The organism is Brevibacillus ginsengisoli, from assembly GCF_050113715.1.
GTDB classification, from domain to species: domain Bacteria; phylum Bacillota; class Bacilli; order Brevibacillales; family Brevibacillaceae; genus Brevibacillus_H; species Brevibacillus_H ginsengisoli.
In genome coordinates, this window is the sequence record NZ_JBNJQR010000001.1 from 166,421 (window position 1) to 181,711 (window position 15,291).

The window sequence follows — 15,291 nt, forward strand, 5'->3', positions numbered from 1 at the left end:
AGTTTAGCGTCAAGGATAATTTTCCAAGGAGTCACTAGATATGAATCGTACGCTGTTCCTTGTGACTTAGGATCGCGTATTCAATTAGTCGAATCGTATTGCGGGCTTCTTCAGGCTTTACCGATGCGGACTCTCCAGATTGAATCGCCTTGGCAACATCCTCGTAAAACGCTTCATAACAACCTGTGATTGTCTCCACAGTACTTTTCATCACAAGTCCGCCAATTTCGGCAGTAAGCTGTCCGTAGTTCTCTTCTCGATCCACCCCCCAGCCAGGGTCACCTGGTTTTTTGCCTTGTCTCAGTTGTTCCTCCTGAGTATCCAATCCATATTTGATGAAGCTGCCTTGATCTCCATGAATAGCAAATCGCGGGCCTTTTTCCCGCACTAGCGAACCGGAGTGGAGAATCACCCGCATGTTTTCGTAGCCTAACACAAGATGAAAATAATCCGTTGTCGGGGAGCCTTGGCGCTCTGACCGAAGATCTGCCCAAATGGTTTGAGGCATTCCAAACAATAGCAATGCCTGATCAATCAGGTGGGAGCCGAGATCATACAAGAGGCCAGAACCCGGCAAATCCTGTTCGCGCCAGCGATTTTGGACTACTGGACGAAAGCGGTCAAAGTGGGATTCAAATACAGAGAGGTTGCCCAAAACTCCAGTGTCAAGAAGCTTGCGAACGGTCAGAAAGTCATGATCCCATCTGCGGTTTTGATAAACGGTCAAGAGAACCTGATGTTCTTGAGCGAGGGAAATCAAATCATCCGCTTCTTGCGAGGTAATGGTGAAGGGCTTTTCCACGACAACGTGCTTCTTGGCAAGGATCGCCTGTTTCGCATACTCGAAGTGTGTTGTATTGGGACTGGTGACGATGACCAAATTGATTTCTTTGTCTTGCAAAAGGGAATCTACATCAGCGTAAACCAAGGCTTCCGGATAATCTTGATGTACTTTGGACGGATTGCTCGAAACAACCCCTCGAAGCTGAAGCTCCTTTACCCGACTGATGATTGGTGCGTGAAAAATAGATCCGGATAATCCATAGCCGATGATTCCTACTTGAATAGTCATGTTTATCTCCTCCATCATGGATGATTTTTCATTATAATACTTCTCAGAGGGTTTACAACAACGAAGAACGGTAAAAAGCTGCAATAGCGGGACCATTCGAGGCGTTATGGAAGGAAAATTAAATAAAATAATTTTTGTAACTTTTATTGGAAAACTCCGTCATATGAATAGAAATTATTTCCTTGTATGGAGGAGTTCCGATGAAAAGAAGAATCGTTTCCGTAACAGCAAGCGTGGTAGCAGCGGGAATGTTGCTTAGCTTCACTGGTCCAGCATGGACATGGGCGGATTCAGGCAGTGTAGGCAATCATACAATCTCAACTCAAATGGGCGATCAGAAGAGCGATCAACAGCGACTTGCCGAACTCGAATATGCGATTCAGCCCGACTCCGCGGATAAAGCGGCTGAATTATTTGTCAAAAGTTATGCCATCCGCAATGGAGCGTATTTGTTCGCGCTTCTTACTCCGGAAGCCCAGAAGCGTGAATACCAACGATTCGCACAAAACAACTGGCTGTTGGGGGGCTCCTCTCCTTGGGTGAGAGAATACCGTGTCGTTAATGTGAAAGAAAAAGATGAATCGACCGTAGAGTATACGCTATCCATTCCCGAATACACATCGACGGGGTTCATGGGCGTTGAGAACGCGAGTGTTGTCATCAAAAAACGTGATTACAAATGGCTAATCGACAGCTTCACACCTCTGCAATTCAAAACCAATATGGATTTGTTGGCTCCTAAGCTAAATGAGGATACCCTAAAAGGCCTAGTGGCTGAAGCGCAAATCAGATTCTGGTACATTGCCACTGGAGGTAAAGGCTCGTCTGGCAAAGCCAGCTTCCAACCTAGCGGAATGAAAACACCGTATCGCTGGTTGAGTGAAGACATTGGCACAAAAGAAAACCTGTCCAATTATTTAGGCACGATTTACTCCAAGGAAGCCGTGAAGAGTTACCTTGATGATCAATTGGCTCGCAAAATGTTGTTAGAAGTAGACGGACAATTGGCACAACCTGATGGTGATTACGGTTCGTTGTTGGATTGGTCCAAAGCCAAGGTGATCAAGCTAATCCAACAAGACAAGAGGGCAAAAGCAGACCTTCAGGTTCCCGTGGGTGATCAAGGAGTTGAAACAAAGACCGTAGATTTTGTTTTTGTTGACAACTTTGGCTGGAGATTGGCAACCACTCCACAGAATATTCGCTAATAGGCATCCTCGGAGATTCTGGTTTGAGAAAACCTAGTACCCATCAGTCAGGTACTAGGTTTTTTATCATGAACAAATAAACCCCCACCGTTTACGTGAGGGCGAGTCATGTATATCGCGTTTAGCTTATGTGATTAGAAGACTTTCTTTCTGGCTTGCTCTTCTTTCAAAATCTCTACAGCCTCACGGAATCGTAGGGAGTGGATGATTTCACGTTCACGAAGGAATTTGAGGCCGTCCTGCAAGTCGACGTCGTCTGTACTATCAATCAGCCATTGATAAGTTGCTCGCGCTTTTTCTTCAGCGGCAATATCTTCATATAGATCGGCGATGGGATCACCATTTGTTTACTGAGGCACATATTATGGTTTCCAAGTTAGATCAATAACTTCACCGTTCTCAATATCGATACGATCTACGATTTGACGAATTGCCGCTTTAGCTTTAATTCGATCTACACCAGTTATATCATCTAATAATTTTGTGGCGTTTATTTTCACTGCTTTTGGATCTCCAGATTTACTTTCAAGTTTTTGAAGCTTCTCGCGTAAACGCTGACGATCAGCATCTATACGGTTGCGAGCCAGTTTTAAATCATCAGCAGAAATTAAGTCATTTTCATATGCCTCGATCTGTTTTTGCATTCTCTTGTCAATTTTAGAAAGTTGTGAGTGAATTTCTTGAATTTCGTCTCCTTGAGCGGCAGGAGCTGCAACCTTTATATGGAGCTTTTTTGTCGAAGTATTAACTAAATCTTTAATCTCATCGATAATAAAATTTTCCAGTTGATCGCGGTGGACAGTATGACTTTTACATCCGTAACCCAAAACATAAGAAGAGCAAATGTACCGATAATAGGTATAGCTTTTGTTCGCTCTGTTATAACGACTAGTTTGTCCCTTCATGTTTTTTCCACAATGCCCGCATTTAACCAGACCCGTGAGAAGGTAGGATTCACTTTCTGCGTGTTTATTAGCCCGAGAACGGGATTGCATGATCGATTGGACTTTGTAAAATTGTTCTGGAGGGATTATATAGGGGTGATTATTTTCTTTGATTATCCATTCACTTTTATCTCTCATTACTGTTTTACCACTTTGTGTTTTTCGTTTGTTGTAAACCATTATACCAGCAATAGTTTCTGTGTTAATGAGACGCTTAACATTAACCTGATCCCAAAGCTTACCACGTTTTGTTGTAATTCCTCGATCATTCAGTTCCTTTGCTATCATTCTGTGGCCATGTCCTTGTTCAGCTAATTCAAACATAAATCGTATATTTGCAGCTTCATAGTCAATGATCGAATACTTTCCATCGACAATGTCATACCCGTAACAAGGTATGGCCAACACCTTATCTGTGTTCTTAGCGAGTGACATCATATTATCCTTAACGCGCTCACTGATTCTCTCGCGTTCAAACTCTGCAAATGTGCCCAGCAACTGTAGCGTCATCCGTCCAACCGCTGTAGACGTATCAAAGCTTTCCGAAGCTGAAACGAAGCTACAGTTATGCTGAGTAAATAAATCAATTACCTGAAGCAAATCAAGTAGTTTACGGCAAAACCGATCTAACTTTGTTGTAAGTACCAAATCGAATTCATTTTCTTTAACACGGTTTATCAATTGTTGAATAGCTGGTCTGTTTAAATTTTTTGCACTGTAACCATCGTCAATGAAGAACTCAGGATTACCCCATCCCATTGCGATACAGTATGCTATTTGACGTTCTTTTTGCTCTGTCAAAGAGTTACCCTTTTCCGCCTGTTCATCTGTACTAACTCGAATATAGGATGCTATTCGCATTATAGATCCTTCCTTTTCAGTATTTTATTACATTCATTTTTAATTTTCCAAGGATACGCACATCCGCTGGTGGGCAGATGATTGGAGGGTATTGTGAATTCTCGGATTGGAGAATCAACGTATCTCCATTCCGAAAAACCCGTTTAAGAACAGCTTCATCTCCGATCAAAACTGCTGCAATTTCGCCATTTTCTACTTCTGGCTGCTTACGTATCAAAAGTAAATCACCCTCAAAAATTCTTGCCCCCATCATCGAGTTGCCTTTAGCACGAAGATAAAAATATTCCCCGCCGTTTAACCAATCCTTAGGTGTTGGCTCATAACCTTCAACATCTTCATAAGCAAACAAACCGTTTCCACAAGAAATTTTTCCGACAACTGGCAGCATAATGATAGATGGATCATTGTTTGTGCCATCAACAGGCGCGAGTGATGATGAAATTTTACTAGCAGGAACACCTAACTTTTCTGAAAATAGTTGGATGATATTTGGAGCCATAAGTGTTTTGGCATTTATGTAATCCGATACCGCACTCGTTGAAGCTCCAGTTAGCTCGCTAACTTGTTTTTGAGTGATGCCTTTTTCGATTAGAATCTTTTTTAAATTAATGGCAATTTCTTGCATTATTTTCTGTTCCACTTCGGTTATTCTCCGTCTTGCCACGATAATTCCCCGTTTCAATAATATTTTAATCCTATAATATAGGATTAAAGCGTTTTTGTAAAGAAAAAATCCGAAAAACTCGGTTGACAATCCGGGAAATTCGGACTAACATTTGCTTTAGAAGGGCGGTGAAAACAAGATGATTTTTAAAATAACACTACGAGCAGCTCGAATCAATCGAGGGTTTACTTTAAAAGAAGTATCTGTGAAGACTAGAAGGTGCATTGATACCCTGAGTAAATATGAAGCTGATTCTTCAAATATCCCACATGACCTTATGTTATCTCTTTTAGAACTATACAAAGTACCGTTTAGTAATATTTTTTTTGGCAAGGAGTCCGAGTTTCACGGATTATATCAAAAACAACTTTCTGAGAGTACTGTTGCTAGTGCTTAACAGTACTCTCTAAAACAAGGTAAGTTGGACAGACATTTGAGCATATGTTAATTCAGCGGGAGGGATGCTCAATGCGAAAGAAGCAACCAGAACTTAGATTAAGATCACACTTTATGATCATTAATGGCGAAAAGGTTGAGATTGACCCAAAAGAAACTGACTTACCTGATCGTTGTAAATTGATTTTTGCGGAATTAATTACTGGAAATAAGTATGAGTTAATCGAAAGCAAAGAGTTTAAAACAGCAAGCGGCTCTTAGGAGTCGCCAGTGGACAAGTATACAGAAAGGATGATGAACATGAACGAAACACAGATCATCACTATCGAATCTACTGACACCGGCATGTGGATTGATGGCCGAGAGCTTCACGAGTTTTTGGAAGCAGGAACAAAGTTTACCGATTGGATTCAAGAACGAATCCGAAAATACGGATTCGTTGAAGGTGCGGACTTCAAAGTAACGCTCACCAAAACTGGCGAACGTCAAAACGTTACCCGTCATGATTACTCGCTCTCTATTGAAATGGCAAAGGAACTTAGCATGGTGGAGAACAACGAGAAAGGCAGGCAGGCGCGAAGGTACTTTATCGAAATGGAGAAGGAAGCCAAGAAACTCCCTCAGCTAACCGAGATCGAAATGATTGCTGCTGTAGCCAAACACGCGGCAGATCAGGCCAGACGGCTCACGCTGATCGAGTCTCGAATAGATGTAACGGAGAAACGCCAGGAATACATCACTGAAGTAATGAGCCTTAACCCAACGGAATGGCGGAAAAAGACAACGGCACTGTTAAATAAAATTGCTTATGAACGCGGAGGACATGGAGCTTACCAAGAGGTACGAAACGAAAGCTACGATAAATTGGAAGATCGAGCAAAATGTAATTTATCGATTCGGCTAACAAATAAGAGAAGACAGATGGCGTTGGAAGGTGTGTCAAAGTCCAAGATCGACAAGGTTAGCAAAATGGATGTTATTGCTGATGATGCAAGGTTGACAGAGATTTATCTGGCGATAGTAAAGGAAATGGCGATTCAGTATCGAGTTGATGTTGAGTCTGCTTAAGGGGGTGTGAATCGTGAAACTCCCTCAAAAACCAATTAACGGTCAATGGTTCGGATTAAAGGGAACTGCCGGGGAGATAAGACAACAACTTCAAGAATGGCTAAAAAATGAAAAAGCCCACTAGCGGCAACTAGTGGACACATCGGAAATAACAGTTGTGGTCATTGTACCACTGGAGAGGATTGGTTGTAAATGGACAATCATGTTTCATTCCCTAAGCTAGATCAGGAAGTGAATCGGTATATAAAGTCCAATCAGGACAATTCACGTATTCCTGTGATCATAAACACGGATTACACAGAGCTAAGTTTTATCATCACAAAGTATGTTTACGTAGTGAATGGAGCTGTAATGGTTCGTTTTCACCAAGATTACTTTGTTGGTGAGGGTACGTTCGGAGAAACAGTTCACCAAAGCTGGATGACTTTTAAAGAGGCCAGAATGTTTATGGCTTACCTGGCGGGCGGAAAGTTGGTAGCTGCCTTATGAAGAAAGTGAACTCACTCTTAAGCGAAGTAATCACGGCCACTTTTGAGCGTGAAATGGCTCTGCAATCGGTTATTGGGGCTCAAATATTCGAACGATACGGAATCTCTGGAAGTATCGATCAAGTGAATGAAAATCACCGCATGAGTTTACAAGCCTTCTATCAGAAATGGGGTGGACAAGTTTGAAAAATCATGACCTTGAAATTGCAGTTATCGATTGGAATTTAAAGCGTATCGAAAGGGAGTTAATTAACCTAGTTGAGAAAAACAACATTTTGGAAGCTGATCTTAAACCATTATGTATGCGGCTAAACAATGGTCGTGAGAAAGAAGAAGAGTTACGAGACTCTATTTACAGGTTATGTAACAGAAAACTGGCATTGGGTAGTGATCAACATGAAAAAGGAACTGCTTGATTTTCCTTCATACGTTAATCAGACTCAGAAAACTTGGGACAAGCCGATTGGTACAGCATTTGATGAGGATGGAGTTCCAGACCATGTAGTACGGGATGTAATCGAGGAGCTGGAGTATATCCGAGATTCATGGGCATCCAGGAGTAGAGTGGAGAACTGGGATGCAGTACGAGAACAGGCTAGGAGGCTGACGGGATGATGGCGGTTAAGTTTCGCGGCATGGACATAGAAGGAAGGTGGCACTACGGAAATTTAGCAGTGCTGAATGAAAATGTAAGGCATTTAAAGCAAGGTCACTACATTTCTAACAGTGTTGGATTACCGTTTGCTTATCAAGTGAGACCGGAAACAGTAGGGCAATTTACAGGCCAGATGGATAAGAACAGCAAGGAAATTTACAAATGTGATGTCGCTATAAATAAATATGGCGCTATCGGAGTGGTGAAGTTCCACGAATCTTGGGCAGCGTTTTATTTCGCCACTGTGTTCGGACACAACGAATATGGGGAGTTGGTTCGTTGTAGCAGCGCTGTACCAATGTGGAATGATTGGGGTTCCTTAGAAGTCATCGGCAACATTTACGATGATCCTCATCTTCTTGGAACTACGTGAGGTTTTCTCCTCGCGTGAAAGAACTGACTGGTTTACCCCTTCATTAGTTGGTTCTTTCCCGGGTGGAGCGATCCATCTTAATAAAGGTTTTCGCAATGGGGTGCATGCTCCAACGTGTACCCCAAAAATAAACGAGGTCACAACGTGGCGCAGTCACCGGAGCTGTAACGGCTGGTAGAGAGGTTGGGCTATCGGCGGCCTCGTGACTAAGAAGAGAGGAGGACAATCAGTGAAAGAAACTGTTCAGCATCTTACAGCAATCTACGAAATTACACAGTTGCTTGTAAAGAAATAAGACCCCGCACCAACGGAGTCTTAAGTGAAACGTTATGCAAGTTTCGGATAAAACAAGCGTATCGTTTCTGTTACGAAAAATCAATAAGAATTCATTTGGAGGGGTACGCGTGCATATTAAACGGATTGAGATAAAGAACTGGCTTGGCATCAAAGAGTTATTGTTTAATCCAGGGAAAATTAACAAGGTTTCTGGTGACTCTGGAACAGGTAAAACAAGCCTTGTCGAAGCTTTGGAAAAGATTTTCACGAACCGAAATCGCCGAACGGAAGTTATCCGACATGATGCTGATGAAGCTGAATTATTTGTTGAACTTGACGATGGTCTACAGACGACACGAAAAGTCCGGTCAGAGAAAGCAGACTACCTAAAGGTTAAACACGATAGTAAAGCTGTTACAAGTACAGAAGCATTCCTGCGTAAACTCATCAATGGAGACATTTTCCGTCCTATCGAATTTGTACAGAAAACGGCCAAGGAACAAACCGAGATTATTCTCAATATGCTGCAGATCGATTGGACAGTTGATGGCATTAAGGCATGGTTTGGAGAAGTGCCAGAGGCAGATTATCAATTGCATATTCTGCAAATCCTCAAACAAATTGAAACTGGTTACTATGCAGAGCGAGAGAGCATAAACCGTGAAATTAACCTGCTCCGAGCAAATATCGAAGGTATCAAGCGCGATTTGCCACCTAACTACGATGGAACAGAATGGAAGGACGTCAACCTCCAATCTTGTTATAAACATTTGTCGGATGCAGAAGAGTCAAATAAACGACTTCGTGAAGCTCAGTCTGTTATTGATGGCTTATCATTGCGAATCGATGATATAAAGCGCAGGGCTGAGACGGCCGCCGAAGAAAAACGTTTGGAATACAGCCGGCAACGTGACAGCCTTCGTTCGCAGATCAATCGTTTTGAAGAGTTCATTCAAAGAGATCAGGCGATTATTGATGATACGGAACGCAGGATATTAGAGACATCTACTCAGTTAGATAATGAACTTGAACAAGCAATTGAACGTTTGAAAATTCAATACCAGGTGAAAAAACAGACTGCACGTGAAGAAATCAGACAGTCATCTGAACAATCCCTTGTTTTCATATCTGAATATAAGGAACAAATTGCAGAGAAACGGGCAACATTGGTTAGTATCGACGAGCATGAACGGAAAGATTTGGAGAAGATCACTGATCATGAGGCGAACCTAATTGCAGCAGAGCAATCAAAATCAGGCAACGCGCAAGAGGTTATTTCAAATTTGGTTTGGGTTGATTCAGAGCCTTTAAAGGCTGCTGCTGATCATGCAGCCAGCATGAAAGAATATCTACGTGAATGGGAGCGCATGAACGACATAATCCGAGAGAAACTTGCTCCGAAAGAAGAACGCAGCGCGGAATTGACAGTCAAGATCAAAACGTCTCGTGAATTACCAAAAGAACTTCTTAAAACTGCATCATTGCCGGTTGAAGGATTATCCGTGGACGAGCAAGGACGCATTCGAATCAACGATACACTGATCGATGGGCTGTCAGAAGGTGAGTCTTTGGAATTCGCATTCAAGCTTGCTAAGGCACAAGCAGGACCACTGAAAGTTATCTGCGTGGATGGTTGGCAAAACCTAGGTAGCCTCCAACGGGAGATTATTGAAGCAGCGAAACAGGATGATTATCAGTACTTCGTTCTGGAAACAGTGGACGGCCAAGATTTGAACATTGAAATTGTGGAGGGTTAATTATGTCTAATCAATCTAATCAATTGGTTTCCATTCATAACAATCTTGAAAAACTACTGGACGAAAAGCGAGAAGCAATGCCGAAAAGTTTCAATAAAACGCGATTCTTACAAAATTGTATGACAGTTTTGCAAGACACGAGGGACGTTGAGAAATGTGACGCTAAGAGTGTAGCAAGAACGCTTTTGAAAGGCGCATTCTTGGGTTTGGATTTCTTTAATAAAGAATGCTACGCAATCGTATATGGTGGAAATGTTCAATTTCAAACGGACTACAAGGGCGAAAAGAAGCTAGCCAAGAAGTACAGCGTCCGCCCAGTGAAGGATATTTATGCAAAACTCGTTCGCGAAGGAGACGAGTTCAAAGAGGAAGTAAAAGACGGTCAGCAGACCATCCAGTTTATTCCTCAACCGTTTAATGACGGTAAGGTCTTGGGAGCGTTCGCAGTGGCACTTTTTGAGGATGGCGGTCTTGTCTACGAGGTAATGACAACAGCAGAAATAGAGGCCACGCGCAAAAATTATTCTAAGCAAGCGAATGGACAAGCATGGACGAAAAGTCCTGGTGAAATGTACAAGAAAACTGTTTTGCGACGACTATGCAAAAACATTGAATTGGATTTCGATACGATCGAGCAGGCGCAGGCATTCGAGGAATCTTCTGACATGGATTTCAACCAAGAAGCTAAACCGTCCCAACAAAGCCCTCTGAATGTAGTTGAAGCAGAATACGAGGTGGTAGCCGATGAAGCTAACCAAGGATAACTACTACAGTCGCGAAGCAAATCTGCATTATATGTCCGTCAGCCAGTTTAAGGACTTCACGCCCTCTTTTGGAGGGTGTGAGGCCAGAGCAATGGCTAAACTTTCAGGAGAATATGAGCAACCTTCTCTAACTGCATTTATGGAAGGACATTATGTGCATAGTTGGAACGAGGGGTCGCTTGACGAGTTCAAAGCCAACAACCCTGATTTATATAGCAGTCGTGGCGCTACAGCCGGGCAGCTCAAGAGTAATTTTCAACATTGCAATAAGATGATTGAGGTCCTTGAAAACGATCCGCTAGTTATGAAGGCGCTGGCCGGACGTAAAGAAGTCATCATGACAGCGGAACTATTCGGCATCCAGTGGAAAATCATGATCGACAGCTATCAACCAGAAGTAGGGATATTTGCAGATTTGAAGGCGCTGAAAGAGATAGATGGAAAGTTTTGGAATAAAGAAGCGCAAGTATACGAGAACTTCATTGACCATTACGGATATAACCTACAAATGGCGGTCTACTCTGAAATCGAGAAGAGAGCAATCGGACGTAATAACTGGCTTTTGCCTCATATGGTCGTTGTAACAAAACAAGATCCACCTGACCACGAGATTTTATTTTTTGACTTCGATGCAATTGAAAGTGGATTGGCGATCGTGGGGAAATATATAAACCGAGTGGTTGATGTTAAGTCAGGTAAAGAAGAACCGATCCGTTGCGAAAAATGCGAATTTTGCCGTGAAACTAAAAAGATCAAGCGAATAAAACATTTTGCAGAATTGGCGCTGTATTAAGGAGGTTCACCATGCTTAATCGAGTGATTCTTATCGGTCGTCTTGTACGAGATCCTGAGTTGAGATATACACCGAACGGAACGGCTGTTACCACTTGGACACTAGCTGTTAATCGATCAAGAAAACAAGAAGGACAACAGGAAGCAGACTTTATCAATATTGTTGCCTGGAGTAAGCTGGCCGACTTATGTGCCAACTATTTAAAAAAGGGAAAGCAAGCTGCTGTTGAAGGACGTATTCAATCAAGGTCATATGACAATAAAGAAGGCAAAAAAGTATATGTAACCGAAGTCGTGGCGGAAAATGTCCAGTTCCTAGGCTCCAAAGATGACGGTAACGGTTTTGATACAGGTTTTAGTGGTGAATCCAAGCCAGCGAGCAAAGGTAATGACTACGATCCATTTGCTGATGCAGGTAAGCCAATCAACATCTCAGATGATGACTTGCCTTTCTAGCACTATGAAGTTCGTTCATAATCCTGTTCCAAAACCAAACCACAAACGACGCGTTCCAAAACGAAAGGAGCGCGGTAGAATCAAACCTCAAACATATTCCAAGGTGTTTGACCGGGATAACGGACAATGTGTCTTATGTAGGCGTACAGACAGCCTACAGTGCCACCATCATGTGTACCGATCGCAGCTTGGGGAAGGTACGGAAAACAACCTTGTCATGCTGTGCATTCGATGCCACGAGTTGGCCCATAGCTATAGAGCAATAAGGGAACGGATTGGCGAGTATTTGAAAAGGTTCTATGAGTAAGTAACAAGGTGGTGCAAACGTGGCGCGCAGGCGGATGGTTGACCCAAATTTTTGGCAAAGCGAAGACGTTGCAAAACTCTCTATTAGACAAAGATTGCTGTTAATCGGTCTATTCTCAAACGCTGACGACGAAGGGAAACTCAGGGGAAATCCTTCTTTCGTAAGATCAATTGTATTTCCATATGAGGATTTCAGCACACGCGAAATTGAGGATGACATAGATTGCATTGAGAAAATAGGATCGATCATTCAGTACGAAGTAAACGGAAGCAAATATATCAAATTCGTTAACTGGAAAAAGTTCCAGAGAGTTGATAAACCTCAACCGAGTCTTATTCCAGATCAGGGAGAGAACGATTCCGAGAATGATTCCGAGAATGATTCCAAGAATGTTTCTAACTCGGTTAGAGATCAACTAGAGATTGATTCTTGCCTAAAAGAAAAGAAGTTAAAAGAAGATAAAAGAAAAGGAAAAGAAGAAGAAGGGAAAGAGGCAGCAGACAATCCGTTCGTATTTTATCAAAATAATTTTGGTGTAATGAGTCCATTCATCTCTGAGGACATAACAAAATGGTGTAAGACTCTAGGTGACACAATTGTGATTGAAGCGATGAAACGAACATTAGCAGCGAACAAGCGAACATGGTCATACGTATGCGGTATCCTCAATGATTGGTACGCCAAGGGAATTAAGACAATTGATGATGTACGAGCAGAGCAAGAAGAATTTGAGCGACAAAAGGGGGATCGATCTAGTGGACAAGCATCCAGTACTAGAAGTGATCAACGGAGCGCTTTCAGCCAATACGAAGATGTTTCCTACTGATATTCCACACTATTGCCAACATTGTGGACGCCATGTTCCAAAATTAGAAGTCGAATTGTTCCCGGGAGTAAAAAAGACGGTACAGCCAGTTTGCAAGTGTGAGTCTGAGTCACATATGAAAGAGTTACGCGAAATGGAACAGTACCAAGAACGTAAGGAAGCAGAGAGACGGTTCTCGTTGGCGAAGGTTGGAGAACGATTCAAGGATGACGTATTCGAAAATTTTACGAAGAGGCAAGGGTCGGAACAAGCATTCAATACAGCTAAAGAATTCGCTGAAGGATTCTCGAAACAGACTGATACAGGATTGTACATTTTCGGGCCACCTGGAAACGGTAAAACAAAATTAGCTGGATCAATTGTCAACGCGCTATCAAAAAAAGGACATTTTGTAATATACGAAAAGGCAACCAAGCTACTGCAAAGGATCCGGGACACATTCGACCAGAAAACACGGATTTCTCAAACTCAAATCATGAAGGATATACGGATATGTGACGTACTCGTCCTAGATGATATATGCGTAGATAAATCAACTGAGTGGGTGGAACAAACGCTATATGAAATCATTGATACGCGGTATGAGGATAAAAAACCAGTTGTGTTTACCTCGAATGTTCCTGCAAGCAAACTTGTCCAGAGTCTGCCGCAAGGAGCAACAGAAACAATGGTACAGAATCGGGAACGTGTGCAGGACAGGATTTACGAAATGTGCACATTTGTGAAAAATTCGGCTGTGAGTTATCGGAAAGAACTAGCCGATAAGCGTATGAAAGAAAACGGAAACAACGGAAACACATTTGCTGGATGAGAACGGAGGGAGAACATGAAAGTTAGTCAAGCCAATCGTGGACAAGCATTCGAACAATTGCTGAACCTTACGAATCAGCAATACGAAGCCAAAGGGATCGCGTTGATTCATAAACGACCAACGCCGGTTAAAGTTCTACGAACCAGAGGGAACTTGATCACCAATGCCGTGTACGATAAAAAGTCCACAGTCGATTATGACGGCACCTATAAAGGCAGGGCAATCTATTTCGAAGCAAAGTCAACCAGAGAAAAAAACCGCTTTGATTTAAAAAATATTGAACGACACCAATTGGAACACCTAGAGAAAGCAGAACATAATGGGGCTATATGTTTCTTCTTAATCGAATTCGCATCCTACAATGAAGTTTACTTCGTGCCACTATCAACAATCCGCCATTACTTCATTCATGTGAATAACGGTGGTAGAAAAAGCATCCCTCGTGAGGATTTCGAATATTACGCCTATGAGGTAACAAAAAGCAAGAGGGCACTTCTGGATTACCTAGTGTACGTAGATCGAATGATCGGGGATGGAGCCGCGTGAATGCATTAGCTGAAACAGATAACATACGTCGACTAGAAAGGTCTCATCTAAATAAAAGCCGGAACAAATTATATATCGCCTGTGAAGATTATGATTTTACTTGGTCCGATACGGAAATCACTGCATTCCGAACGATGTGGGCCGAGGGGACTCCGATTATGAAAATGGCAATTGCTTTAAAGCGTCATATCAACGAGGTATTCATTTTGGCACTAGATCAGGCTGAACATGGATTAATTTCGAATAGACCCGGAGCAATCTTCGGAAAGGTGAGTGTGTGAAATGGCTCGTTCATTTGGACAAGATCATAGAGCAAGGGCACATATGGACCGCAAGCCTGAGCTGAAGTTCCATGAGTGCGTCACACGTAAGATGACAGAAGAAGAGTGGGAACACCTAAGCAACATACCTCTAGTAAAGACAGAAGAACGTTACAGGCCGCCCAAGAGAGGAAAGCTTGCGAAGAAGGTAACTGCAAATGAGCGGTGATATGTTTGCGAATAAAAGGCAACGTGAACATTTGGCTGTAATGGAACAAATCACAAATGAAAAGATGATATCGAGAAGGACCCATTTTTTAAGGTAAGTCTTCCAGATTTCAGACGCGCAAGAACGTATCTTTCAAAAGCTTTAGGTGCTGTCGGCAAAACACTCCATGACAGTGAAGTGAAAAAATTTAAGACACTCGTAAGAAACAGCCGCCTCAAGCTAGTAGATAACAACACACCAAAAAACGATTTGATTCGCGTAAGTCAATCAGCTCTCTATAGACTAGCTGAGAGAGCGATCGGGAAAGACTGTACCGGATGCGAAAGAAAAGATTGGAAGGAATGTGACCTTCGAGCGGACTTGATGGAAACATGGATCCCGACGGCACAGGACAACTGCCGAAAGGAATGTCAATTTAAGCAATAAAGCAAAAATCAGTTGCAGAAAGGGCGTAAATTCATTGGATAGTTCAAAAGTACAAGAACCATTGAATAATTGGTTAACATGGCAGAAACAAGTCATCCGTGAGGAGATGAAG

21 protein-coding genes and 1 pseudogene are annotated in these 15,291 nt (G+C 42.4%); 18 read left to right on the forward strand and 4 right to left on the reverse strand.

Going from position 1 to position 15,291, the window contains the following annotated elements; translation table 11 throughout:
- Positions 1-34: 34 nt before the first annotated feature.
- Positions 35-1,072, reverse strand: a complete 1,038-nt coding sequence (locus tag ACQCN2_RS00830; protein ID WP_426926986.1) for an oxidoreductase — start codon at positions 1,070-1,072, stop codon at positions 35-37.
- A gap of 200 nt (positions 1,073-1,272) precedes the next feature.
- On the opposite strand from ACQCN2_RS00830, the gene ACQCN2_RS00835 reads away from it, so the two are divergent.
- A complete protein-coding gene (locus tag ACQCN2_RS00835) occupies positions 1,273-2,280 on the forward strand; it encodes a DL-endopeptidase inhibitor IseA family protein (RefSeq protein WP_426926987.1) in 1,008 nt (335 codons plus the stop codon).
- Between the two features lie 134 nt (positions 2,281-2,414).
- On the opposite strand, the pseudogene ACQCN2_RS00840 reads toward ACQCN2_RS00835, so the two are convergent.
- From ACQCN2_RS00840 to ACQCN2_RS00850, 3 genes and pseudogenes are all read right to left on the reverse strand, one after another.
- Positions 2,415-2,621: pseudogene (locus ACQCN2_RS00840) on the reverse strand (manganese catalase family protein); the annotation flags it as partial.
- A gap of 21 nt (positions 2,622-2,642) precedes the next feature.
- Positions 2,643-4,085 (reverse strand): recombinase family protein, encoded by a 1,443-nt coding sequence (locus ACQCN2_RS00845; RefSeq protein WP_426926988.1) that lies wholly within the window; start codon positions 4,083-4,085, stop codon positions 2,643-2,645.
- A 16-nt stretch (positions 4,086-4,101) separates the two neighbouring features.
- Positions 4,102-4,725: a LexA family protein gene (locus tag ACQCN2_RS00850; protein ID WP_426926989.1), complete on the reverse strand. Its 624-nt coding sequence runs from the start codon at positions 4,723-4,725 to the stop codon at positions 4,102-4,104.
- A gap of 492 nt (positions 4,726-5,217) precedes the next feature.
- Here ACQCN2_RS00850 and ACQCN2_RS00855 point away from each other — a divergent pair, with 492 nt between their 5' ends.
- From ACQCN2_RS00855 to ACQCN2_RS00935, 17 genes are all read left to right on the forward strand, one after another.
- Positions 5,218-5,406 carry a hypothetical protein gene (locus ACQCN2_RS00855; RefSeq protein ID WP_426926990.1) on the forward strand — a complete coding sequence of 63 codons (189 nt, stop codon included), beginning with the start codon at positions 5,218-5,220 and terminating at the stop codon, positions 5,404-5,406.
- Between the two features lie 39 nt (positions 5,407-5,445).
- Positions 5,446-6,213: an antA/AntB antirepressor family protein gene (locus tag ACQCN2_RS00860; RefSeq protein ID WP_426926991.1), complete on the forward strand. Its 768-nt coding sequence runs from the start codon at positions 5,446-5,448 to the stop codon at positions 6,211-6,213.
- Between the two features lie 192 nt (positions 6,214-6,405).
- Entirely contained in the window at positions 6,406-6,702 is a 297-nt protein-coding gene (locus ACQCN2_RS00865; RefSeq protein ID WP_426926992.1) for a hypothetical protein, read from the forward strand.
- Positions 6,699-6,887, forward strand: a complete 189-nt coding sequence (locus ACQCN2_RS00870; RefSeq protein WP_426926993.1) for a hypothetical protein — start codon at positions 6,699-6,701, stop codon at positions 6,885-6,887. Before ACQCN2_RS00865 ends, ACQCN2_RS00870 begins: the two co-directional genes overlap by 4 nt.
- A complete protein-coding gene (locus ACQCN2_RS00875; protein WP_426926994.1) occupies positions 6,884-7,117 on the forward strand; it encodes a hypothetical protein in 234 nt (77 codons plus the stop codon). Before ACQCN2_RS00870 ends, ACQCN2_RS00875 begins: the two co-directional genes overlap by 4 nt.
- On the forward strand, positions 7,098-7,316 hold the full coding sequence (locus ACQCN2_RS00880; RefSeq protein WP_426926995.1) for a hypothetical protein: 219 nt from the start codon (positions 7,098-7,100) through the stop codon (positions 7,314-7,316). Before ACQCN2_RS00875 ends, ACQCN2_RS00880 begins: the two co-directional genes overlap by 20 nt.
- Positions 7,313-7,729: a YopX family protein gene (locus tag ACQCN2_RS00885; RefSeq protein ID WP_426926996.1), complete on the forward strand. Its 417-nt coding sequence runs from the start codon at positions 7,313-7,315 to the stop codon at positions 7,727-7,729. The genes ACQCN2_RS00880 and ACQCN2_RS00885 overlap by 4 nt, the downstream gene beginning before the upstream one ends.
- Positions 7,730-8,133: 404 nt before the next feature.
- On the forward strand, positions 8,134-9,762 hold the full coding sequence (locus ACQCN2_RS00890) for an AAA family ATPase (RefSeq protein ID WP_426926997.1): 1,629 nt from the start codon (positions 8,134-8,136) through the stop codon (positions 9,760-9,762).
- A 2-nt stretch (positions 9,763-9,764) separates the two neighbouring features.
- Positions 9,765-10,526, forward strand: a complete 762-nt coding sequence (locus tag ACQCN2_RS00895; RefSeq protein ID WP_426926998.1) for a recombinase RecT — start codon at positions 9,765-9,767, stop codon at positions 10,524-10,526.
- Positions 10,507-11,319, forward strand: coding sequence for a PD-(D/E)XK nuclease-like domain-containing protein (locus ACQCN2_RS00900; RefSeq protein WP_426926999.1), 813 nt, complete (start codon positions 10,507-10,509; stop codon positions 11,317-11,319). Before ACQCN2_RS00895 ends, ACQCN2_RS00900 begins: the two co-directional genes overlap by 20 nt.
- Before the next feature lie 11 nt (positions 11,320-11,330).
- Positions 11,331-11,774 (forward strand): single-stranded DNA-binding protein, encoded by a 444-nt coding sequence (locus tag ACQCN2_RS00905; RefSeq protein ID WP_426927000.1) that lies wholly within the window; start codon positions 11,331-11,333, stop codon positions 11,772-11,774.
- A 4-nt stretch (positions 11,775-11,778) separates the two neighbouring features.
- Positions 11,779-12,081 (forward strand): HNH endonuclease, encoded by a 303-nt coding sequence (locus ACQCN2_RS00910; RefSeq protein WP_426927001.1) that lies wholly within the window; start codon positions 11,779-11,781, stop codon positions 12,079-12,081.
- Positions 12,082-12,100: 19 nt separating this feature from the next.
- Positions 12,101-12,907 (forward strand): DnaD domain-containing protein, encoded by an 807-nt coding sequence (locus ACQCN2_RS00915; RefSeq protein ID WP_426927002.1) that lies wholly within the window; start codon positions 12,101-12,103, stop codon positions 12,905-12,907.
- Positions 12,837-13,718 (forward strand): ATP-binding protein, encoded by an 882-nt coding sequence (locus ACQCN2_RS00920; RefSeq protein ID WP_426927003.1) that lies wholly within the window; start codon positions 12,837-12,839, stop codon positions 13,716-13,718. Before ACQCN2_RS00915 ends, ACQCN2_RS00920 begins: the two co-directional genes overlap by 71 nt.
- 15 nt (positions 13,719-13,733) lie before the next feature.
- Complete coding sequence (recU, locus tag ACQCN2_RS00925) at positions 13,734-14,264, forward strand: Holliday junction resolvase RecU (RefSeq protein WP_426927004.1); 531 nt, start codon at positions 13,734-13,736, stop codon at positions 14,262-14,264.
- Between the two features lie 282 nt (positions 14,265-14,546).
- Entirely contained in the window at positions 14,547-14,753 is a 207-nt protein-coding gene (locus tag ACQCN2_RS00930) for a hypothetical protein (protein WP_426927005.1), read from the forward strand.
- A gap of 177 nt (positions 14,754-14,930) precedes the next feature.
- The gene (locus ACQCN2_RS00935; RefSeq protein WP_426927006.1) at positions 14,931-15,179 is read left to right on the forward strand and encodes a DUF5651 domain-containing protein; all 249 of its coding nucleotides are present in this window, start codon (positions 14,931-14,933) and stop codon (positions 15,177-15,179) included.
- Positions 15,180-15,291 lie beyond the last annotated feature (112 nt).

Excerpts from the sequence above, each read along its gene's own strand:
- ACQCN2_RS00830 (WP_426926986.1), bottom strand. The coding sequence starts at position 1,072 with ATGACTATTCAAGTAGGAATCATCGGCTATGGATTATCCGGATCTATT.
- ACQCN2_RS00835 (WP_426926987.1), top strand. The coding sequence starts at position 1,273 with ATGAAAAGAAGAATCGTTTCCGTAACAGCAAGCGTGGTAGCAGCGGGA.
- ACQCN2_RS00845 (WP_426926988.1), bottom strand. The coding sequence starts at position 4,085 with ATGCGAATAGCATCCTATATTCGAGTTAGTACAGATGAACAGGCGGAA.
- ACQCN2_RS00855 (WP_426926990.1), top strand. The coding sequence starts at position 5,218 with ATGCGAAAGAAGCAACCAGAACTTAGATTAAGATCACACTTTATGATC.
- ACQCN2_RS00860 (WP_426926991.1), top strand. The coding sequence starts at position 5,446 with ATGAACGAAACACAGATCATCACTATCGAATCTACTGACACCGGCATG.
- ACQCN2_RS00865 (WP_426926992.1), top strand. The coding sequence starts at position 6,406 with ATGGACAATCATGTTTCATTCCCTAAGCTAGATCAGGAAGTGAATCGG.
- ACQCN2_RS00870 (WP_426926993.1), top strand. The coding sequence starts at position 6,699 with ATGAAGAAAGTGAACTCACTCTTAAGCGAAGTAATCACGGCCACTTTT.
- ACQCN2_RS00880 (WP_426926995.1), top strand. The coding sequence starts at position 7,098 with ATGAAAAAGGAACTGCTTGATTTTCCTTCATACGTTAATCAGACTCAG.
- ACQCN2_RS00885 (WP_426926996.1), top strand. The coding sequence starts at position 7,313 with ATGATGGCGGTTAAGTTTCGCGGCATGGACATAGAAGGAAGGTGGCAC.
- ACQCN2_RS00895 (WP_426926998.1), top strand. The coding sequence starts at position 9,765 with ATGTCTAATCAATCTAATCAATTGGTTTCCATTCATAACAATCTTGAA.
- ACQCN2_RS00900 (WP_426926999.1), top strand. The coding sequence starts at position 10,507 with ATGAAGCTAACCAAGGATAACTACTACAGTCGCGAAGCAAATCTGCAT.
- ACQCN2_RS00905 (WP_426927000.1), top strand. The coding sequence starts at position 11,331 with ATGCTTAATCGAGTGATTCTTATCGGTCGTCTTGTACGAGATCCTGAG.
- ACQCN2_RS00910 (WP_426927001.1), top strand. The coding sequence starts at position 11,779 with ATGAAGTTCGTTCATAATCCTGTTCCAAAACCAAACCACAAACGACGC.
- recU (WP_426927004.1), top strand. The coding sequence starts at position 13,734 with ATGAAAGTTAGTCAAGCCAATCGTGGACAAGCATTCGAACAATTGCTG.
- ACQCN2_RS00930 (WP_426927005.1), top strand. The coding sequence starts at position 14,547 with ATGGCTCGTTCATTTGGACAAGATCATAGAGCAAGGGCACATATGGAC.